This window comes from Thalassotalea crassostreae, assembly GCF_001831495.1.
In the GTDB taxonomy this organism is placed as follows: Bacteria; Pseudomonadota; Gammaproteobacteria; order Enterobacterales; family Alteromonadaceae; genus Thalassotalea_A; species Thalassotalea_A crassostreae.
The window spans coordinates 644,428-659,383 of sequence record NZ_CP017689.1; the positions used below are offsets into that span (position 1 = coordinate 644,428).

11 protein-coding genes are annotated in these 14,956 nt (G+C 39.2%); 4 read left to right on the forward strand and 7 right to left on the reverse strand.

What is annotated here, in order from left to right; translation table 11 throughout:
* Nucleotides 1–5: 5 nt before the first annotated feature.
* Nucleotides 6–1,682, forward strand: coding sequence for a pyruvate dehydrogenase complex dihydrolipoyllysine-residue acetyltransferase (gene aceF, locus LT090_RS02875; RefSeq protein ID WP_068544833.1), 1,677 nt, complete (start codon nucleotides 6–8; stop codon nucleotides 1,680–1,682).
* Nucleotides 1,683–2,012: 330 nt separating this feature from the next.
* Nucleotides 2,013–3,443 (forward strand): dihydrolipoyl dehydrogenase, encoded by a 1,431-nt coding sequence (lpdA, locus tag LT090_RS02880; RefSeq protein WP_068544831.1) that lies wholly within the window; start codon nucleotides 2,013–2,015, stop codon nucleotides 3,441–3,443.
* Nucleotides 3,444–3,783: 340 nt separating this feature from the next.
* Here the strand turns inward: lpdA and LT090_RS02885 are convergent, their stop codons facing one another.
* The 7 genes from LT090_RS02885 to LT090_RS02915 all read right to left on the reverse strand — a co-directional run bounded on the left by LT090_RS02885 (nucleotide 3,784) and on the right by LT090_RS02915 (nucleotide 13,118).
* Complete coding sequence (locus LT090_RS02885) at nucleotides 3,784–6,582, reverse strand: bifunctional aconitate hydratase 2/2-methylisocitrate dehydratase (protein WP_068544829.1); 2,799 nt, start codon at nucleotides 6,580–6,582, stop codon at nucleotides 3,784–3,786.
* Between the two features lie 257 nt (nucleotides 6,583–6,839).
* On the reverse strand, nucleotides 6,840–7,355 hold the full coding sequence (locus tag LT090_RS02890; protein ID WP_226996514.1) for a hypothetical protein: 516 nt from the start codon (nucleotides 7,353–7,355) through the stop codon (nucleotides 6,840–6,842).
* A gap of 340 nt (nucleotides 7,356–7,695) precedes the next feature.
* Nucleotides 7,696–8,763 (reverse strand): DUF2955 domain-containing protein, encoded by a 1,068-nt coding sequence (locus LT090_RS02895; RefSeq protein ID WP_068544826.1) that lies wholly within the window; start codon nucleotides 8,761–8,763, stop codon nucleotides 7,696–7,698.
* A gap of 24 nt (nucleotides 8,764–8,787) precedes the next feature.
* Nucleotides 8,788–9,969 (reverse strand): HlyD family secretion protein, encoded by a 1,182-nt coding sequence (locus tag LT090_RS02900; protein ID WP_082897039.1) that lies wholly within the window; start codon nucleotides 9,967–9,969, stop codon nucleotides 8,788–8,790.
* A gap of 49 nt (nucleotides 9,970–10,018) precedes the next feature.
* Nucleotides 10,019–11,110 (reverse strand): AI-2E family transporter, encoded by a 1,092-nt coding sequence (locus LT090_RS02905; RefSeq protein ID WP_068544824.1) that lies wholly within the window; start codon nucleotides 11,108–11,110, stop codon nucleotides 10,019–10,021.
* Complete coding sequence (locus LT090_RS02910; RefSeq protein ID WP_226996515.1) at nucleotides 11,100–11,816, reverse strand: potassium channel family protein; 717 nt, start codon at nucleotides 11,814–11,816, stop codon at nucleotides 11,100–11,102. Before LT090_RS02910 ends, LT090_RS02905 begins: the two co-directional genes overlap by 11 nt.
* A gap of 426 nt (nucleotides 11,817–12,242) precedes the next feature.
* Nucleotides 12,243–13,118: a hypothetical protein gene (locus tag LT090_RS02915; protein ID WP_068544822.1), complete on the reverse strand. Its 876-nt coding sequence runs from the start codon at nucleotides 13,116–13,118 to the stop codon at nucleotides 12,243–12,245.
* A gap of 119 nt (nucleotides 13,119–13,237) precedes the next feature.
* On the opposite strand from LT090_RS02915, the gene LT090_RS02920 reads away from it, so the two are divergent.
* Complete coding sequence (locus LT090_RS02920; protein ID WP_068544821.1) at nucleotides 13,238–13,603, forward strand: YacL family protein; 366 nt, start codon at nucleotides 13,238–13,240, stop codon at nucleotides 13,601–13,603.
* A gap of 116 nt (nucleotides 13,604–13,719) precedes the next feature.
* A complete protein-coding gene (locus LT090_RS02925; RefSeq protein ID WP_068544819.1) occupies nucleotides 13,720–14,955 on the forward strand; it encodes an efflux RND transporter periplasmic adaptor subunit in 1,236 nt (411 codons plus the stop codon).
* The last annotated feature ends 1 nt before the right edge of the window (nucleotide 14,956 follow it).

Sequence of the window (14,956 nt, forward strand, 5' to 3'; positions counted from 1 at the left end):
TACAGATGTCTGATATTAAACAAGTTCTAGTCCCTGATGTAGGTGGCGATGAAGTAGAAATCATTGAATTATGTGTTGCCGTTGGTGACACTGTAGAAGCTGAAGATGCACTAGTTAGTGTTGAAACTGACAAAGCGTCAATGGATATTCCTGCACCATTTGCAGGAACTATCACTGAAATTAAAGTTGCTGTTGGCGATAAAATTAATGAAGGTGATTTGGTTGTTATGATTGAAGCTGCTGGCGATGATGCGCCAGCTGCTGAAGCAGAAGCACCTGCTGCACCAGTTGCAGAAGAACCAGCTCCAGTTGTTGAAGCAGCTCCTGTTGTTGAAGCAGCCCCTGCGGCGGCTCCTGCAGCAGCTAGCGCTGTTATTGAAGTTGTTGTACCTGATATTGGCGAAGATGGCGAAGTTGACGTTATCGAAGTATTAGTTGCAGCAGGCGACGTCATTGAAGCAGAAGATGGTTTAATTACTTTAGAAACTGACAAAGCTACTATGGATGTACCATGTCCAGAAGCCGGTACCGTTGTTGAAGTTAACGTTGCCGCTGGTGATAAAGTTAAGCAGGGCAGTTTAGTTGTCATGCTTGAAACTTCAGCTGGCGCTGCGGCTCCAGCACCAGTTGCCGAAGCTCCTGCTGCACCAGCACCAGCAAAAGAAGCGACTGTTGTTGCTCCTGCTGCACCTGCTGCACCAAAGGCTGCGCCTGTACCACATCACCCAAGTGCCGGTACTAAACAAAGCCAAGGTAGTATTTATGCTTCACCATCTATTCGCCGTATTGCACGCGAATTTGGCGTTGACTTAACTCTTGTTAAAGGTACTGGTAACAAAGGGCGTATCTTAAAAGAAGATGTTCAGTCTTATGTTAAATACGAATTATCTCGTCCTAAAGCAACAGCGAATACATCTGTTGCTGGCGGTGAAGGTGGTTTACAAGTTGTAAGTGCTAAAGCGATTGATTTCTCTAAATTTGGTGAAATCGAAACTAAACCACTAAGTCGTATTCAAAAGATTTCAGGTCCATTCTTACACCGTAACTGGGTAACTATTCCACACGTTACACAATTTGATGAAGCTGATATCACCAACGTTGAAGCATTCCGTAAAGAGCAAAACGTTCTTGCTGAAAAGCGTAAGCTTGGTTTTAAGATCACGCCTCTAGTATTTATCTTGAAAGCTGCAGCTGCGGCACTTGAAGAGTTCCCAGTATTTAACTCAAGTTTGAGTGAAGATGGTGAGAGTCTGATCCTGAAGAAATACATCAACATTGGTGTTGCTGTAGATACGCCAAATGGCCTAGTTGTTCCTGTTGTTAAAGATGTGAACAAGAAAGGCATTTACGAGCTATCAAAAGAATTATTAGAAATTTCAATGAAAGCTCGTGACGGTAAGTTAACTGCTCAAGATATGCAAGGTGGCTGTTTTACCATTTCATCTCTTGGTGGTATCGGTGGTACGGCATTTACGCCAATCGTTAACGCGCCAGAGGTTGCTATTTTAGGTGTTTCTAAATCTGAAATGAAACCTAAGTGGAACGGTAAAGATTTTGAGCCTAAACTAATGTTGCCACTATCAATGTCTTACGATCATCGCGTAATTGACGGTGCTTTAGCAGCACGCTTCACTGTCTACTTATCATCGATGATGACGGATATTCGTCAACTCATTTTATAGTTGATAAAGACAATGCGGGTAAAAGGATTTATCCGCAATTAAAGTTCTAATTTGAGTCTACTGTATTCGCTTTTTTAAGCGACTGTGCATTGAAGATTACAAAGGAGTGAAAATTTAATGCGACTTTAGTGGAATTTGTTCGCTAAAAGTTGGCGATTTATTGTCACACAATGTAAACTTGCGACCGAATTAGCAAGGCGTTAAAAATTTTGTCTTAGGCATAATTTTTAAATGAACATATTTTTGATGTCAGGCTGCTAACAGCGTGACATTTTATTGGCTAGAGACGAATCGTTTTGAAGCCAACTATTTTTTTAATTTGAGGTAAACATGAGTAACGATATTAAAACTCAAGTCGTAGTTTTAGGTGCTGGCCCTGGTGGTTATTCTGCAGCTTTTCGTGCTGCTGATCTAGGTTTAGATGTTGTATTAGTAGAAAGCCGCGAAACACTAGGTGGTGTTTGTTTGAACGTTGGTTGTATCCCTTCGAAAGCATTACTACATGTTGCGAAAGTAATTGATGATGCGGCAGCAATGGCGTCTCACGGTGTTACTTTTGGTACGCCAAAAATTGATTTAGATAAAATCCGTGACTGGAAAGAGAGCGTTATTGGTCAGTTAACTGGTGGTTTAGGCGGTATGTCTAAAGCGCGTAAAGTTAAAACTGTAACGGGTTACGGTAAATTCACTTCAGACAAAACTATCGCAGTTGAAGGTGCAGATGGTGTTACTAACATTACTTTTGACAACGCAATTATCGCTGCCGGTTCTTCAGTAATCGATTTACCATTTATTCCAAACGATGACCCACGTGTTATCGATTCAACTGGTGCTCTTGAGTTACAAGACGTTCCAGAAGAAATGCTTGTTCTTGGTGGTGGTATCATTGGTCTTGAAATGGGTACGGTATACTCAGCATTAGGTTCTAACGTCTCTGTTGTTGAATTTGCAGACCAATTAGTTCCAGCAGCTGATAAAGACATCGTTAAAGTTTACACTAACTACAACAAGAAGAAGTTCAACATTATGTTGTCTACTAAAGTTGTTGCAGTTGAAGCAAAAGATGACGGTTTATATGTATCTTTTGAAGGTAAAAAAGCTCCTGAAGGTCAAGTTCGTTACGACAAGATCTTAGTTGCTGTAGGTCGTAAGCCTAACGGTCACTTAGTTGCTGCTGATAAAGCGGGCGTTAACGTTGATGAGCGTGGCTTTATCAACGTATCTAACGAATTACGTACTAACGTACCTCACATCTTCGCTATCGGTGATGTTGTTGGTCAACCTATGCTTGCGCACAAAGCGGTACATGAAGCACATTGTGCTGCTGAAGTTATCTCTGGTAAGAAGCACGTATTTGATCCACGTTGTATTCCTTCAATCGCTTATACTGATCCTGAAATGGCTTGGGTTGGTGTTACAGAGCGTGAAGCGAAAGAAGAAGGTTTGAACATTGAAGTTGCTAACTTCCCATGGGCAGCATCTGGTCGTGCTATCGCTTCAGCTCGTACTGAAGGTAAAACGAAGATGATCTTCGAAAAAGAAACTGGCCGTGTACTCGGTGGTGCTATTGTTGGTATCAATGCTGGTGAAATGCTTGGTGAAATCTGTTTAGCGGTAGAAATGGGCGCTGATGCAGAAGACGTTGGTTTAACTATCCACGCTCACCCAACGCTTAACGAGTCAATCGGCTTAGCAGCGGAAATCTTTGAAGGTTCAATTACCGACTTACCTAACGCAAAAGCCGTTAAGAAGAAAAAGTAAAAACTTTTCAAACGAATATTAAAAACGCCAGCATCTGCTGGCGTTTTTGTTTTTAGAATTTAATCTATCGATAAATAGCTTTGTAACACCCACTAAAGTAAAAAAGATGTACCGTCATTCCATCGTGCTTTTGGATGGAACCTCCTGCAGCGTGCTGTGGCTATGTAAATTGGTGGTACAAACCTAAAGCCGTCCATGGCGGTTTGCATACTTTCATCCTTCACTACCGAAACTACAACATCCATGTTGTTTCGGCATACCCCACATCCTGTGGGGCAAAAAAAGGGTTACCGAAGTAACCCTTTTTTCTATTCAACTTTAATATCTAAAGTATCAGCGTTTATACCATTTTAATTGGTACTTCGAACTTAGTCGTCATCTCTTCTGTAGGAGGAGTGAACTTAGTTAAGTCGATGCCTTCTACTGCAGACTTGTACTCATCCATTGTTGGGAAGCGACCTAGCATAGTTGAAAGTACAACTAGAGGCGTTGAACCAAGTAGTGATTCACCTTTCTTCTCTGCAGTATCTGCAACAACACGACCTTGGAACAAGCGTGTTGATGTAGCAATTACAGTGTCACCAGGTTCCGCTTTTTCTTGGTTACCCATACATAAGTTACAACCAGGGCGTTCAAGATACATGATGTTTTCGTACTTAGTACGTGCAGCATTTTTAGGTGCGGCATCATCAAATTCAAAACCTGAATATTTTTGTAAAATTTCCCAGTCACCCTCAGCTTTAAGCTCATCAACAATATTGTATGTTGGTGGCGCAACAACTAGTGGTGCTTTAAATGAAATACTACCGTTTTGTTTTTCAATATTACGGAACATTTGCGCGATAATTTGCATATCACCTTTGTGAACCATACATGAACCAACAAAACCTAAATCTACAGATTTATCCGCGTAATAAGATACTGGACGAATTACATCGTGAGTGTAACGCTTAGATACGTCTTCGTTGTTTACATCAGGGTCAGCAATCATTGGTTCGTCTATTGAATCAAGATCTACAACAACTTCTGCGTAATACTTAGCATTCTCGTCTGGTGCTAGCGCAGGTTGAGCGCCTGATTTAACTTCTTCGATACGTTTATCAGCTAAAGCAATTAACCCTGCTAATGTACCTGCTTCGTTTTCCATCCCCTTATTGATCATTATTTGGATACGGCTCTTAGCAAGCTCGATAGATTTAACTAACGTTTCATCGTTTGAAATACAGATTGAAGCTTTAGCTTTCATTTCTGCAGACCAATCAGTAAATGTAAACGCTTGGTCAGCCATCAATGTACCAATATGTACTTCAATAATACGACCTTGGAATACATTCTCGCCGCCAAATTGCTTAAGCATTTGTGCTTGTGTTGAGTGAACCACATCACGGAAATCCATGTGACCTTTCATATTACCTTTAAAAGTAACTTTTACAGATTCAGGGATTGGCATTGCAGACTCACCTGTTGCAAGTGCAATAGCAACTGTGCCTGAATCGGCACCAAAGGCTACACCTTTAGACATACGAGTATGTGAGTCACCACCAATGATGATGGCGCGATCGTCAACGGTAATGTCATTTAATACTTTATGGATAACATCAGTCATTGCATGGTATTCACCTTTAGGATCACGTGCAGTGATAAGGCCGAATTTATTCATAAAGCTCATTAATTTAGGAATATTCGCTTGTGCTTTGCTATCCCATACTGATGCTGTGTGACAACCTGACTGGTATGCACCATCAACAATTGGAGATATCGTTGAAGCAGCCATAGCTTCTAATTCCTGACAAGTCATAGGACCTGTCGTATCTTGTGAACCTACAATATTTACTTTAACGCGTACGTTTGAACCTGCATGTAAAGATGAGTCAGATACAACGCCAACTGCATTACGGTTAAATATCTTTTCAACAGCAGTTAAACCTTGGCCTTCATGAGAAATTTCTTTGGAAGCTGCATATACGCTTGCCGGTGCAACACCTAGCGTTTCAGCTGCAAATGTTTGTAGCTTTTTGCCGAATGTAACTGCGTACGAACCACCGGCTTTCATGAACTCTACTTTTTGCGGAGTAAATGCGGATGAAATGTCAGCTAGCTCTTCGTTGCCATTAAATAATTTCTTTGCTTTAGTATCGATTGTTAATACCGTACCAGTTGCAACAGAATATGCCTCTTCTAATACTGGATCGCCATTTTCGTCAACAGCATTGTTGCCGTTGGCATCAACTTTATTTACCCAGTTTTTAAGGTCAAGGCCAATACCACCGGTTACATCAACAGTCGTTAAGAAAATAGGAGCAATACCATTAGTACCTGCAACAACTGGAGCAATGTTAATAAATGGAACGTATGGACTTGCTTGTTTACCTGCCCAAAGTGCAACGTTGTTAACACCAGACATACGTGATGAGCCAACACCCATGGTACCTTTTTCAGCGATTAGCATTACTTTTGCAGTAGGGTGTTTAGCTTGCAATTCTTGAATTTCTTTTTGTGCTTCTTCGGTTATCATACACTTGCCGTGTAATTCACGGTCAGCACGAGAATGCGCTTGATGCCCTGGAGAAAGTAAATCAGTTGAGATATCACCTTCACCAGCAATGTACGTAACTACGTCGATTTTTTCTTCAACGTCAGGTAGTTTTGTGAAGAATTCTGCTTGTGCGTAGCTTTCTAAAAGGTCTTTAGCAATTGCATTATCAGCTTTAAATGCAGCTTCTATACGAGCCATATCTGCGTCGTAAAGGAAAACCTGTGTTTTTAATACGTCAGCAGCTTGGTTTGCAATTGTTGCATCATTAGAAAGTGCTAAATCAAGAAGTACCTCAATTGAAGGACCACCTTTCATATGAGATAACAATTCAAACGCAAATGCTGGGGTGATTTCAGCTACGCTAGATTCGCCTAAAATGATTTCTTTTAGGAAGGCGGCTTTCGCGCCAGCAGCACTAGTCGTACCCGGTAAAGTGTTATAAATAAAGAAGTTAAGTGAATCTTCACGGTATTCATTAGATGTATCTTTAATTTGCGCGATAATTTCAGATAATAAATCAGCAGAATCGATCGGCAGTGGAGCCAATCCTAGTTCGTTTTTACGAGTTTCAATTTCTGTTAGGTACTTTATATATAGACTCATGCGGCCTCTCTTTTGCGTTATTATTGCTAATCGAACTTCAATTAGCAGAAAAATTTTGCATAGTTTACCTTATTTTTATGTCACAACTAATCATTTAGTTCAATAAACACTATTCATGAAATTTATAGTAGGTATGATAAGTGATTATATTACTTATCGAGTGATTAACTAAAAGCTTAATTTATGGAGGGAGAAAGCTAGGCATAATTGAAATTATTATGCCCAGTTATTGTTTTAAAGCTAAGCTGAAACTCTATTTAAAATGGGTAAACTATAGCAACGCCAACAACGGTAGATGTTTCGTCATCGACAAAATCCGCAGCGATAGTTGGTTCGATTTCAAAATTCCCTAAAGGAATAGCATAGCTAGCAGATATTCGATATAAGTCTTCTTCATGGCTAGGGTGGCCATGTGCATCTCCTGACTGAATGTGATGCTCCGCTGGCGCACTAACTGCTCCAACCTCTTCTTGACCAAAGCCAAGGCCTAATCGTAAATGTTCGGTCGGGTGAAAATATACTGAGGCAAGCATCACTTCAACACCGGCTCCCGCATGTGCATCTTCGGTATTTTCCCAAGTAAAACCAGCTCCCCATTTATGAGAGAATTTGTACTCGTATTCTAACCCGTAGGAAAAATCTGTTTCACTATCTATGGTGGTGGCACCTAAAAATAAACCTGGAAAGTGTTTCTTGTCAGATGCTTGTGCATTGCCGCTAAAGGCCAAAGTTGCTGCAATAGCAACGGAAGCGATCATTAATTTTTTGATCATATTAATTACCTTAAATCTAATATCGATAAAATACATTTTAAGCTTAGTAAAAAAACTCACTAAAGCCATAATTTTTAAGGATGTTTCAAACGAAATGTTTGAATTCATGAACATCATTTAATGCGTATAAAAACTGAAAAGATCAGCGGTGTAGCTATATTCTTTATTTGTGTCTTAGCTATGGAGCTATTGCCAATTATTGTTAGAGTGACACTCGCTACGATATCTAATTGTAGATCTTAATAGCGCCTATCAATAGCAAAAAAGTGTGTGAACTTGTAAACGAAGATTTTAATTTAAAGGGTACATCTAAATTAGGTTCTATTTTGTGCTTTTTGAATTAGGTGTTATCAGTTGTTTGAATATATTTATTTTTTATTTCGCTTAACCAAGGACTGCTGATATAAGTGGCGAAAATAACGTAACCACAAGCACACGCTATTTGAAATATTCGAGTATAAAATTTCTCACCAGTGTTCGCTTCACCTAAGCTTCCCATAGAGATTAAAACGATTATCGTGGTAAGTGCCATGGCATAGATGGGCGACAACGGCGAACTAGAAAATACCAAGCGGGCAAAGTAGATATTAACGAATGAAAATACCAAGATTAAAAATAGGTAAGTTGGCGCAATGGTTAACACATTAAACATAATAATCGCGAAAATACCACCAAGTGTATTGCCGACCAATAAAGCTTTTGTACCTTGCATTCCCATCAATAAATCTGGCTTTTGAGCGAGAATCGCGACAAATATTAATACCAAGATTGCATCAGTTAATGAAAAATAGAAAAAGAAAATGAGAACCGGCATGATAATGATGGTGCTTAATAGTGCTAATTGAAATCGAATCTCTTTACTAGTGATGTCCATTTTTTGCTTTTTTTGTTCCGACTTCACATTGGTCTTATCTGGCACTATTTCATGTATCACCATGGTGATTAATAACGCCATAAAACAAGAAAATAAAAAGCTAATTGTTACCACACTCGCAACTTGTTGATGTAAAAGCCCGAGCATTGGAACAATGGTAAAGCCAACCAATAGCATGGTGATCACGATATCGTTGACGCCCGAATAGCCCCAATAAGAGATGCCAAAAATGATCAGTGTCATGATCAAAATAAAGACGACAGGAAAGGGTAATAAAAATCGAGTGACTAATATGCCTGCAATGAAGGCTGCGGTGCAGACTAGCATGATCGATAACAATGCCTTAAACGGTACTTTTGCAGCTCTGTTACCTAAAAATTTTGTTACGAATACTGGGGTAATAAAAGCTAACGGCCAATTAAACCAAAACGCAATAGCCACAGCAAGTGTGACACCCACAGTAAAACGAATGATGCGAATTGTATCATCCGTATGCTGATGTAACGTATGTATCCAATTTTGGAGCAAGCTCATATAGTGAGTGTAATCTAAAGGTGCTTAATATAAATACGATAGATAACTAGTAAACCAAACCCAGGCTTTACCAATCGCTTTGAATATAAAGCTTTCTCCAGTGTAAGCAATAACATCTGCTTGCCCACCTTCTCGTAATAATCCTGAGGTGATTAGACTGTTGTCATCAAAAGCTATAATGACTGTAAAGCGCTGTGGATCTCGCATCCATCCTTTGGGGGCTTCTGGCTTTGAAAGGGCACCAGGTTCATTTTTGTCAAAACTTACACCAAAGCCTATCGTTCTCACCGTACCGGTAAATACTTGCCCCGGTGCAGAATCTAAAACAATATCGACCGGATCGCCTTGTTTTAGATTACCTAAGCTGTTTTCGCGGTAACTTGCCTCAATCCAAACGAATTGCTTGGAAATAAAGGTCATAACCTTTTGCCCCTTGGATGCATAATATCCAACGTTAACCTTGGCATAAGAAATCACGCCATCGCTTGGTGCTTTAACTACGGTTCGCTCTAAATTAAGTTGCGCCGTTGATAAGTCAGCTAATGCAGATAATACTTTTGGGTTAGTCGCGCCGGTTTTTCCTAGTCGTTGTTTTGCCTCATCAAAGGCTGCTTCAGCGTTGATTACTTCTAATTCGGCTTGAGTAATAACACCTCTGGTCCTATCGGCCTGAGCACTGGAAACAATGCCTTGTTCTTCCATTGCAAAGATTCGAGCGGCATTGATATTTTTAGATACCAAGTCAGCTTGCGCTTTATCAAGTCTTGCTTTTGCAGACGCAACGGACGCAGTACTGGCTCCAACGTCTTGTCCTGCAATTTCAAGTTGAGCTTTAGCTTGGTCATATTTAAATTGATAATCCCTAGAATCAATTTCAAATAACACCTCGCCTTTTTTTACACGTCTATCGCCACCAACATAGATTTGTTCAATTTGACCTGAAACTTGCGGCACAATTGGAATAACAAACGCTCGAACTCTGGCTTGATCAGAAATTGGCGTAAGTCGATCACCGACTACATACCAAAGTAAATACAGTGCAGCTAAGATTAAGGTGATTTTTGTCAGTCGCTTGGCCAAATCAGGTTTTTGCTTAACGTCTGTTGTCACCACTGGTAATTTTTCTGCATTAGTCGCTTCTGTATTCGCCATATTTGAGTCAGCGCTCTCAAGCTTAGTGTCGGCTTCGTTGCTTTTGTTACTCATATTGTGCCTTAAATATCTTTGCTGTTAACCGCTCTTTAATAAACAGCGATCAAGCATCATCTTTAACTATTTTTTGGTCAGATTGATCTAGCCACATAACCATCAGTTGATATCCTAACGCTAAGATAACAGCACCGGTAAACAAGCCAATAATGCCTGAAACTATCATGCCGCCAATTGCACCTAACAAAATCACTAGCATAGGAATGTCTGTCCCTCGGCCTAAAAATAGAGGCTTTAAGAAAGCATCACTTGCGCTTACGATCAATGAGTAAATTAAGAATATAACTGCTGGTGTGGTATCAGCTACTGAAAAGTAATAGGCGGCAATTGGGCCAAGAATAAGAATTGGCGGCAATTGAACAATCGCTAACATCAATACCAGTAACACCCAAATACCAGCAGCAGGGATATCAGCAATCACTAAACCAGCTCCGGCAAGTAATGCCTGAGTAAAAGCGATACCTAATATGCCAGCACCAACGCTTCGAACTGTTGCTACAGTGTTTTTAAGCACTGCATCAGATTTTTCACCCATTAGTCTGTTAAAGAACGAGTGACATCCATTAATACAGGACTCTGAGTTTGCTAAGAACATTGCTGCAATTATCATTGAGAAAATAAACTGCAAAATAACGCCACCAAAACTTGCAACTGCAGATAACACAGTCGAAAAAGTGTTTTTAATCTGCTCTGAATATTGTGCTGCAAAAGTTTCTAAGTTATTCGCTGCACTATCCCAAGCAACGTAAAGTTTTTCACCAACTAAAGGCCAATCTTTTACTTTTTCAGCAGGCTCTGGAATTGTTAAAGAGCCGCTTTGTATTTGTTCGGAAACGTTACCAATTGACTCGATTGCAGACGAAGAAAATGTCACTGTTGGTACGACTAATATAGAAATACCAATCAATGCGAATAAGGTTGCCGCGAGGCTACTACGTCCGCCTAATCCCCCGATCATTTTTTTGTAAAGTGGGAACAGGGCTGTAGCAATGATAGCACCCCAAGCCATTGGCAAAATGAATGGTTTAATGATGTCAAAACACCATGAGCCTATTAATACAATGGCAATTATTTTTATTGCTGCGTCAATCATTTGAGCGCTGAAAAATGATTTCTCAGACGAGGTGTTATTTGTCATTTTTTTTATCCTCAGAATTTAAATGAAGTTCTTCTTCAAGGGCGTGAGTGTGAATACTAGAGATTCTTGAACCTACTAAACTAGCGACCAGTATTGCAATATAAAATTGTCCAACCATGGCCTGCATGTAAACTAAGAATCGAGTTAGTGGCATAGTAGGTGAAATATCACCGTAGCCTAAAGTGGTTAATGTTACAAAAGAAAAATATACGTAATCAGGCAGTAAATCAAACCAATTTCTAGAATCTTTAATACCGGTAAATGCGCCGTCAAAGCCCAAATGTAATAAGGTGTATAATAACGCCCAAATCATGCCAAATAGCATGAATAGGCATATGGCACCCAAAATCTTATTACCGTCGACTTCGCCGGTAAATAGAACCTGAACCGCAGTTTGTTTAGCTGTAATAATGAAAAATATGAGTAAAAGAATTAAATGTGCATAGTTTAAATCTAAGTTGTCGAGATAGTAACTAAATGACGCGGTAAGAATGATGGCAATTGGAAAGACCATGTTTTTACGAAATAGAAAAGACTCATCTTCAGCGCCCCAGACTGCTACAAGCAAGGTAACAACGGTTGCGGATTGCATTAATCGTTGCGCCGAGGAGTCAAGAAATTGCTGTGCTACCGCCATACCAAGCAATAACAATATCAAAGAAATTGTTAGGTAAATAAAGTTATCTTGGCGAGTCATTTTTTTCATGATTTTAAGCCATTGTTATTTTTATACTTTTGTACATTCAAGTTAACGTAAAAATCGAAAAATAACTAGTTCTAGCGGCTATTTAGCGTTATTTAATTGCTTGATAGAGCCTCTATAAATATGCTGAATAGTAGATGTCAATTCAACTATAGAGCGATTGAACCAGTTTTTTTTGAGGGAACGGTTATAAATCCCAACACAAACTTTAATAAATCTTGCGAGTAAGTTACTCAAATAAAGTGTAATACTCAGCGAAGCGAGATGCTACCTCAGCGGATACATATGGCTACTTAAACTTTCACACCTTGAACAGTTATTCTAAGAAAGCGAAAGAAGTTGTTATTGCCCAAAATGTTGCCTAAAGAAGGTGAAGCAATTGATTAGAAACCACTCTTTGTAGCGGCTTTTTTTGCTTGTTTTTAAAGTTTATTTTTTAGGGGGCTTTTTATGTTTTTCGAGCTTTTGGGCCATAAACTCACGGAAATATTTCTCGTCATCGGTTTCACCGCAATCACTAAATGAGGTGGCTGTACCCAAATTATCATCGATAAAGCTTAAGTCTGTTGTTTGCATGCAAGTACCATCTAACTTTACAAAGGTTTCATTGCCAACTTGAGTCGTTGCTTCGGCTTTTATTTGTAATTCTGATTTTTTAAAAACACTATGGGAAACGGCAGCTGGTAATGTTTGCATCGCCGAGAAACCTTGATTTAATCTTTGTTTCTGAACATCAGTCATCATTTTTTCAGTTAATTTATTACCAAGGGAGCGTCGTATTTTCATTGGATCAAAACTTGTTGTTTCGACATTCTGGTTTGCTGAGGTAATGCTTGTAGAGCTAGTTTTTACCGGATTAATAATTTCAGAATTAGTCTCTTCAGCAACACTACTTTCATTCAAAGAAGAAGGTAAGGGCGCATTAATTACCGTGATGTTTTCTTCTTCAATTATTGGCTCGGTAAGCGTCTTTTGTTTGATAGCCTCAGGTTTTATCGCCATGTTTTCCTGTTTTAATGGCCGCGGGACAGTTGTTTCTTCCTCAGCCGTTATGGTTTTAGCGGGCGTATAAATATAACTTTTTATGGTCACAACCGGTTTATCTGTTGTCAGTTCACTTTCTAGTATCTTGGAAGTAGAAAATGAAGATTGATAGTAAAGAAATAGCGCAATCAAAAGGTGAGCCAAAATCGCACAAAATACTGGAACGACATAATGTTTTACATTAATGCCATTTTTGTTGGCTACAATGTTAGTTTTGTTGACACTTTCCCTGTTATAATCAGGCTTAATGGTTAGTTGCACATTATCTCGTTACTGAAGAAATTTAACACCTTTGCTAATAAGATAGTTCTTACCTCGAAAAGTTTCACAACTTATTTACATTTACTTATGTTTTTGCGCATCGCGCTTTGGTAGCTTTCATGGAATACACGTTTAAAACCAATTTCATTACTAAACAACCGCAAGCGAACTTTAGTTTTGGTCACGAACTATTTGGTCCATGGCTTGAACAAGAAATTGGTAAAGATTTAGTTAAATTACAGTCATTGCTAGATCTAATTGATAGCCTAGCATTCTCTACCAATGAACATACATTAGTCGGTAAGGAATATTCGTTGACGATTAATAATCAGGAAGTAGAAGTCTTCGCCAATAGCAACAATATTGATGAGGCAGTACCGCAAAACATTGCTGAGGATGTTAACGATTTCGAACAAACATGCTTTGCACTGTGTGGTTTGGAAGATTTTGTTGAGATGTTAGAGAGTTGGCAGAACTTTATCTAAATCCATGGTTTTTATATTTGAGCAGTGAAAGTGCAATTAATTAAACAAAATTAATACTTTAGAGCTATATTAGAGCTATATTTATATGAATAGTTCTAAGCAGTTTTGGAAATACTATGACACAATTTGATTCAACACCTTCTTCGTCGAGAAAAAGCAAGATTTTTAAAATAGGATTACCGATTACTATCGTGATAGCCGGCGTTTTAATAATGAGCATTATGACTGGTCTGGCAACAAAGCCAGAAAAGAAAGACATTGAAAAGAAAGCGCCGTTGGTTAATGCCATTGAAGTACAAGCCCAAGATTTAACATTTCAAATCAGCAGTCAGGGCACTGTGATGCCGCGCACTGAAACGGTCTTGGTTTCTGAGGTGTCAGGTCAAATAACTTACGTCTCACCTAAGCTTCGAGTAGGTGGTTATTTTGAAAAGGATGAATTAATCCTTGAGGTTGACCCTATCACATACAAAGTCGATGTATTGCAGGCGGAATCACGATTAGAGTCAATGCAAGCGGCATACATAGAAGAAGAGGCTAGAGCACAACAAGCAGAAGATGAGTGGGGACTGACGGGACGCCCGGTGTCAGAAGCTCCGGTACTTGCTTTGCGCTTGCCCCAACTGCAAAAGGCAAAAGCTGATGTTAAAGCAGCAGAAGCTGATTTAAAACAAGCCAATATCAAATTAGAACGTACAAAAATATACGCACCCTACAACGCATTATTGATGGAAAAGTATGTTGATATTGGCCAATACATATCTACCGGTAGCCAAATGGTGAAAACGTTTGCTATCGATTATGCTGAAGTACGCCTTCCAATTAAACAGTCTGATATCGGTTTTTTAAACTTACCAAAAATTAATGAAGAGGCGGACAAATCTAAAAAAGTAATAATTTCTTCGGAAGTCGCGGGTGAAAAGTTGCAATGGCAATCTTATATCTCTCGTTATGAAGGTGTCGTTAGTAGTGAATCTAGAGTCCACTACTTGGTTGCCAAAATTGATGATCCTTATAATTTGATTGAAGGAAAACTAGATGCTGAACTGCGTGTTGGTATGTTCGTTAATGCCAACATCATGGGTAAAACCATCGATAATATTGTTAGTTTGCCAAGAGAAGTAATACATGGTGTAAATACGGTTTACGTTGTGAACGATGACAATACTTTGAAATTTATCGAAGTAGAAGTGATTAGAGGAAACGGCGACTTTGTCTATGTGAAAAATACATTTAAGCCGGGTGATAAAATCGTGAATACTGCAATAAGAACAGCAGTACCAGGAATGGCGGTAAGAATTAAAGCAGACGAAATAGTAGAACAGTCAGCCAACGTTTCTGCGGTACAATAGT

What these genes read in the sequence shown, in the direction of transcription:
- aceF (WP_068544833.1), top strand. Translation starts at nt 6, where the DNA reads ATGTCTGATATTAAACAAGTTCTAGTCCCTGATGTAGGTGGCGATGAA.
- lpdA (WP_068544831.1), top strand. Translation starts at nt 2,013, where the DNA reads ATGAGTAACGATATTAAAACTCAAGTCGTAGTTTTAGGTGCTGGCCCT.
- LT090_RS02900 (WP_082897039.1), bottom strand. Translation starts at nt 9,969, where the DNA reads ATGAGTAACAAAAGCAACGAAGCCGACACTAAGCTTGAGAGCGCTGAC.
- LT090_RS02890 (WP_226996514.1), bottom strand. Translation starts at nt 7,355, where the DNA reads ATGATCAAAAAATTAATGATCGCTTCCGTTGCTATTGCAGCAACTTTG.
- LT090_RS02885 (WP_068544829.1), bottom strand. Translation starts at nt 6,582, where the DNA reads ATGAGTCTATATATAAAGTACCTAACAGAAATTGAAACTCGTAAAAAC.
- LT090_RS02925 (WP_068544819.1), top strand. Translation starts at nt 13,720, where the DNA reads ATGACACAATTTGATTCAACACCTTCTTCGTCGAGAAAAAGCAAGATT.
- LT090_RS02920 (WP_068544821.1), top strand. Translation starts at nt 13,238, where the DNA reads ATGGAATACACGTTTAAAACCAATTTCATTACTAAACAACCGCAAGCG.
- LT090_RS02895 (WP_068544826.1), bottom strand. Translation starts at nt 8,763, where the DNA reads ATGAGCTTGCTCCAAAATTGGATACATACGTTACATCAGCATACGGAT.
- LT090_RS02905 (WP_068544824.1), bottom strand. Translation starts at nt 11,110, where the DNA reads ATGACAAATAACACCTCGTCTGAGAAATCATTTTTCAGCGCTCAAATG.
- LT090_RS02910 (WP_226996515.1), bottom strand. Translation starts at nt 11,816, where the DNA reads ATGAAAAAAATGACTCGCCAAGATAACTTTATTTACCTAACAATTTCT.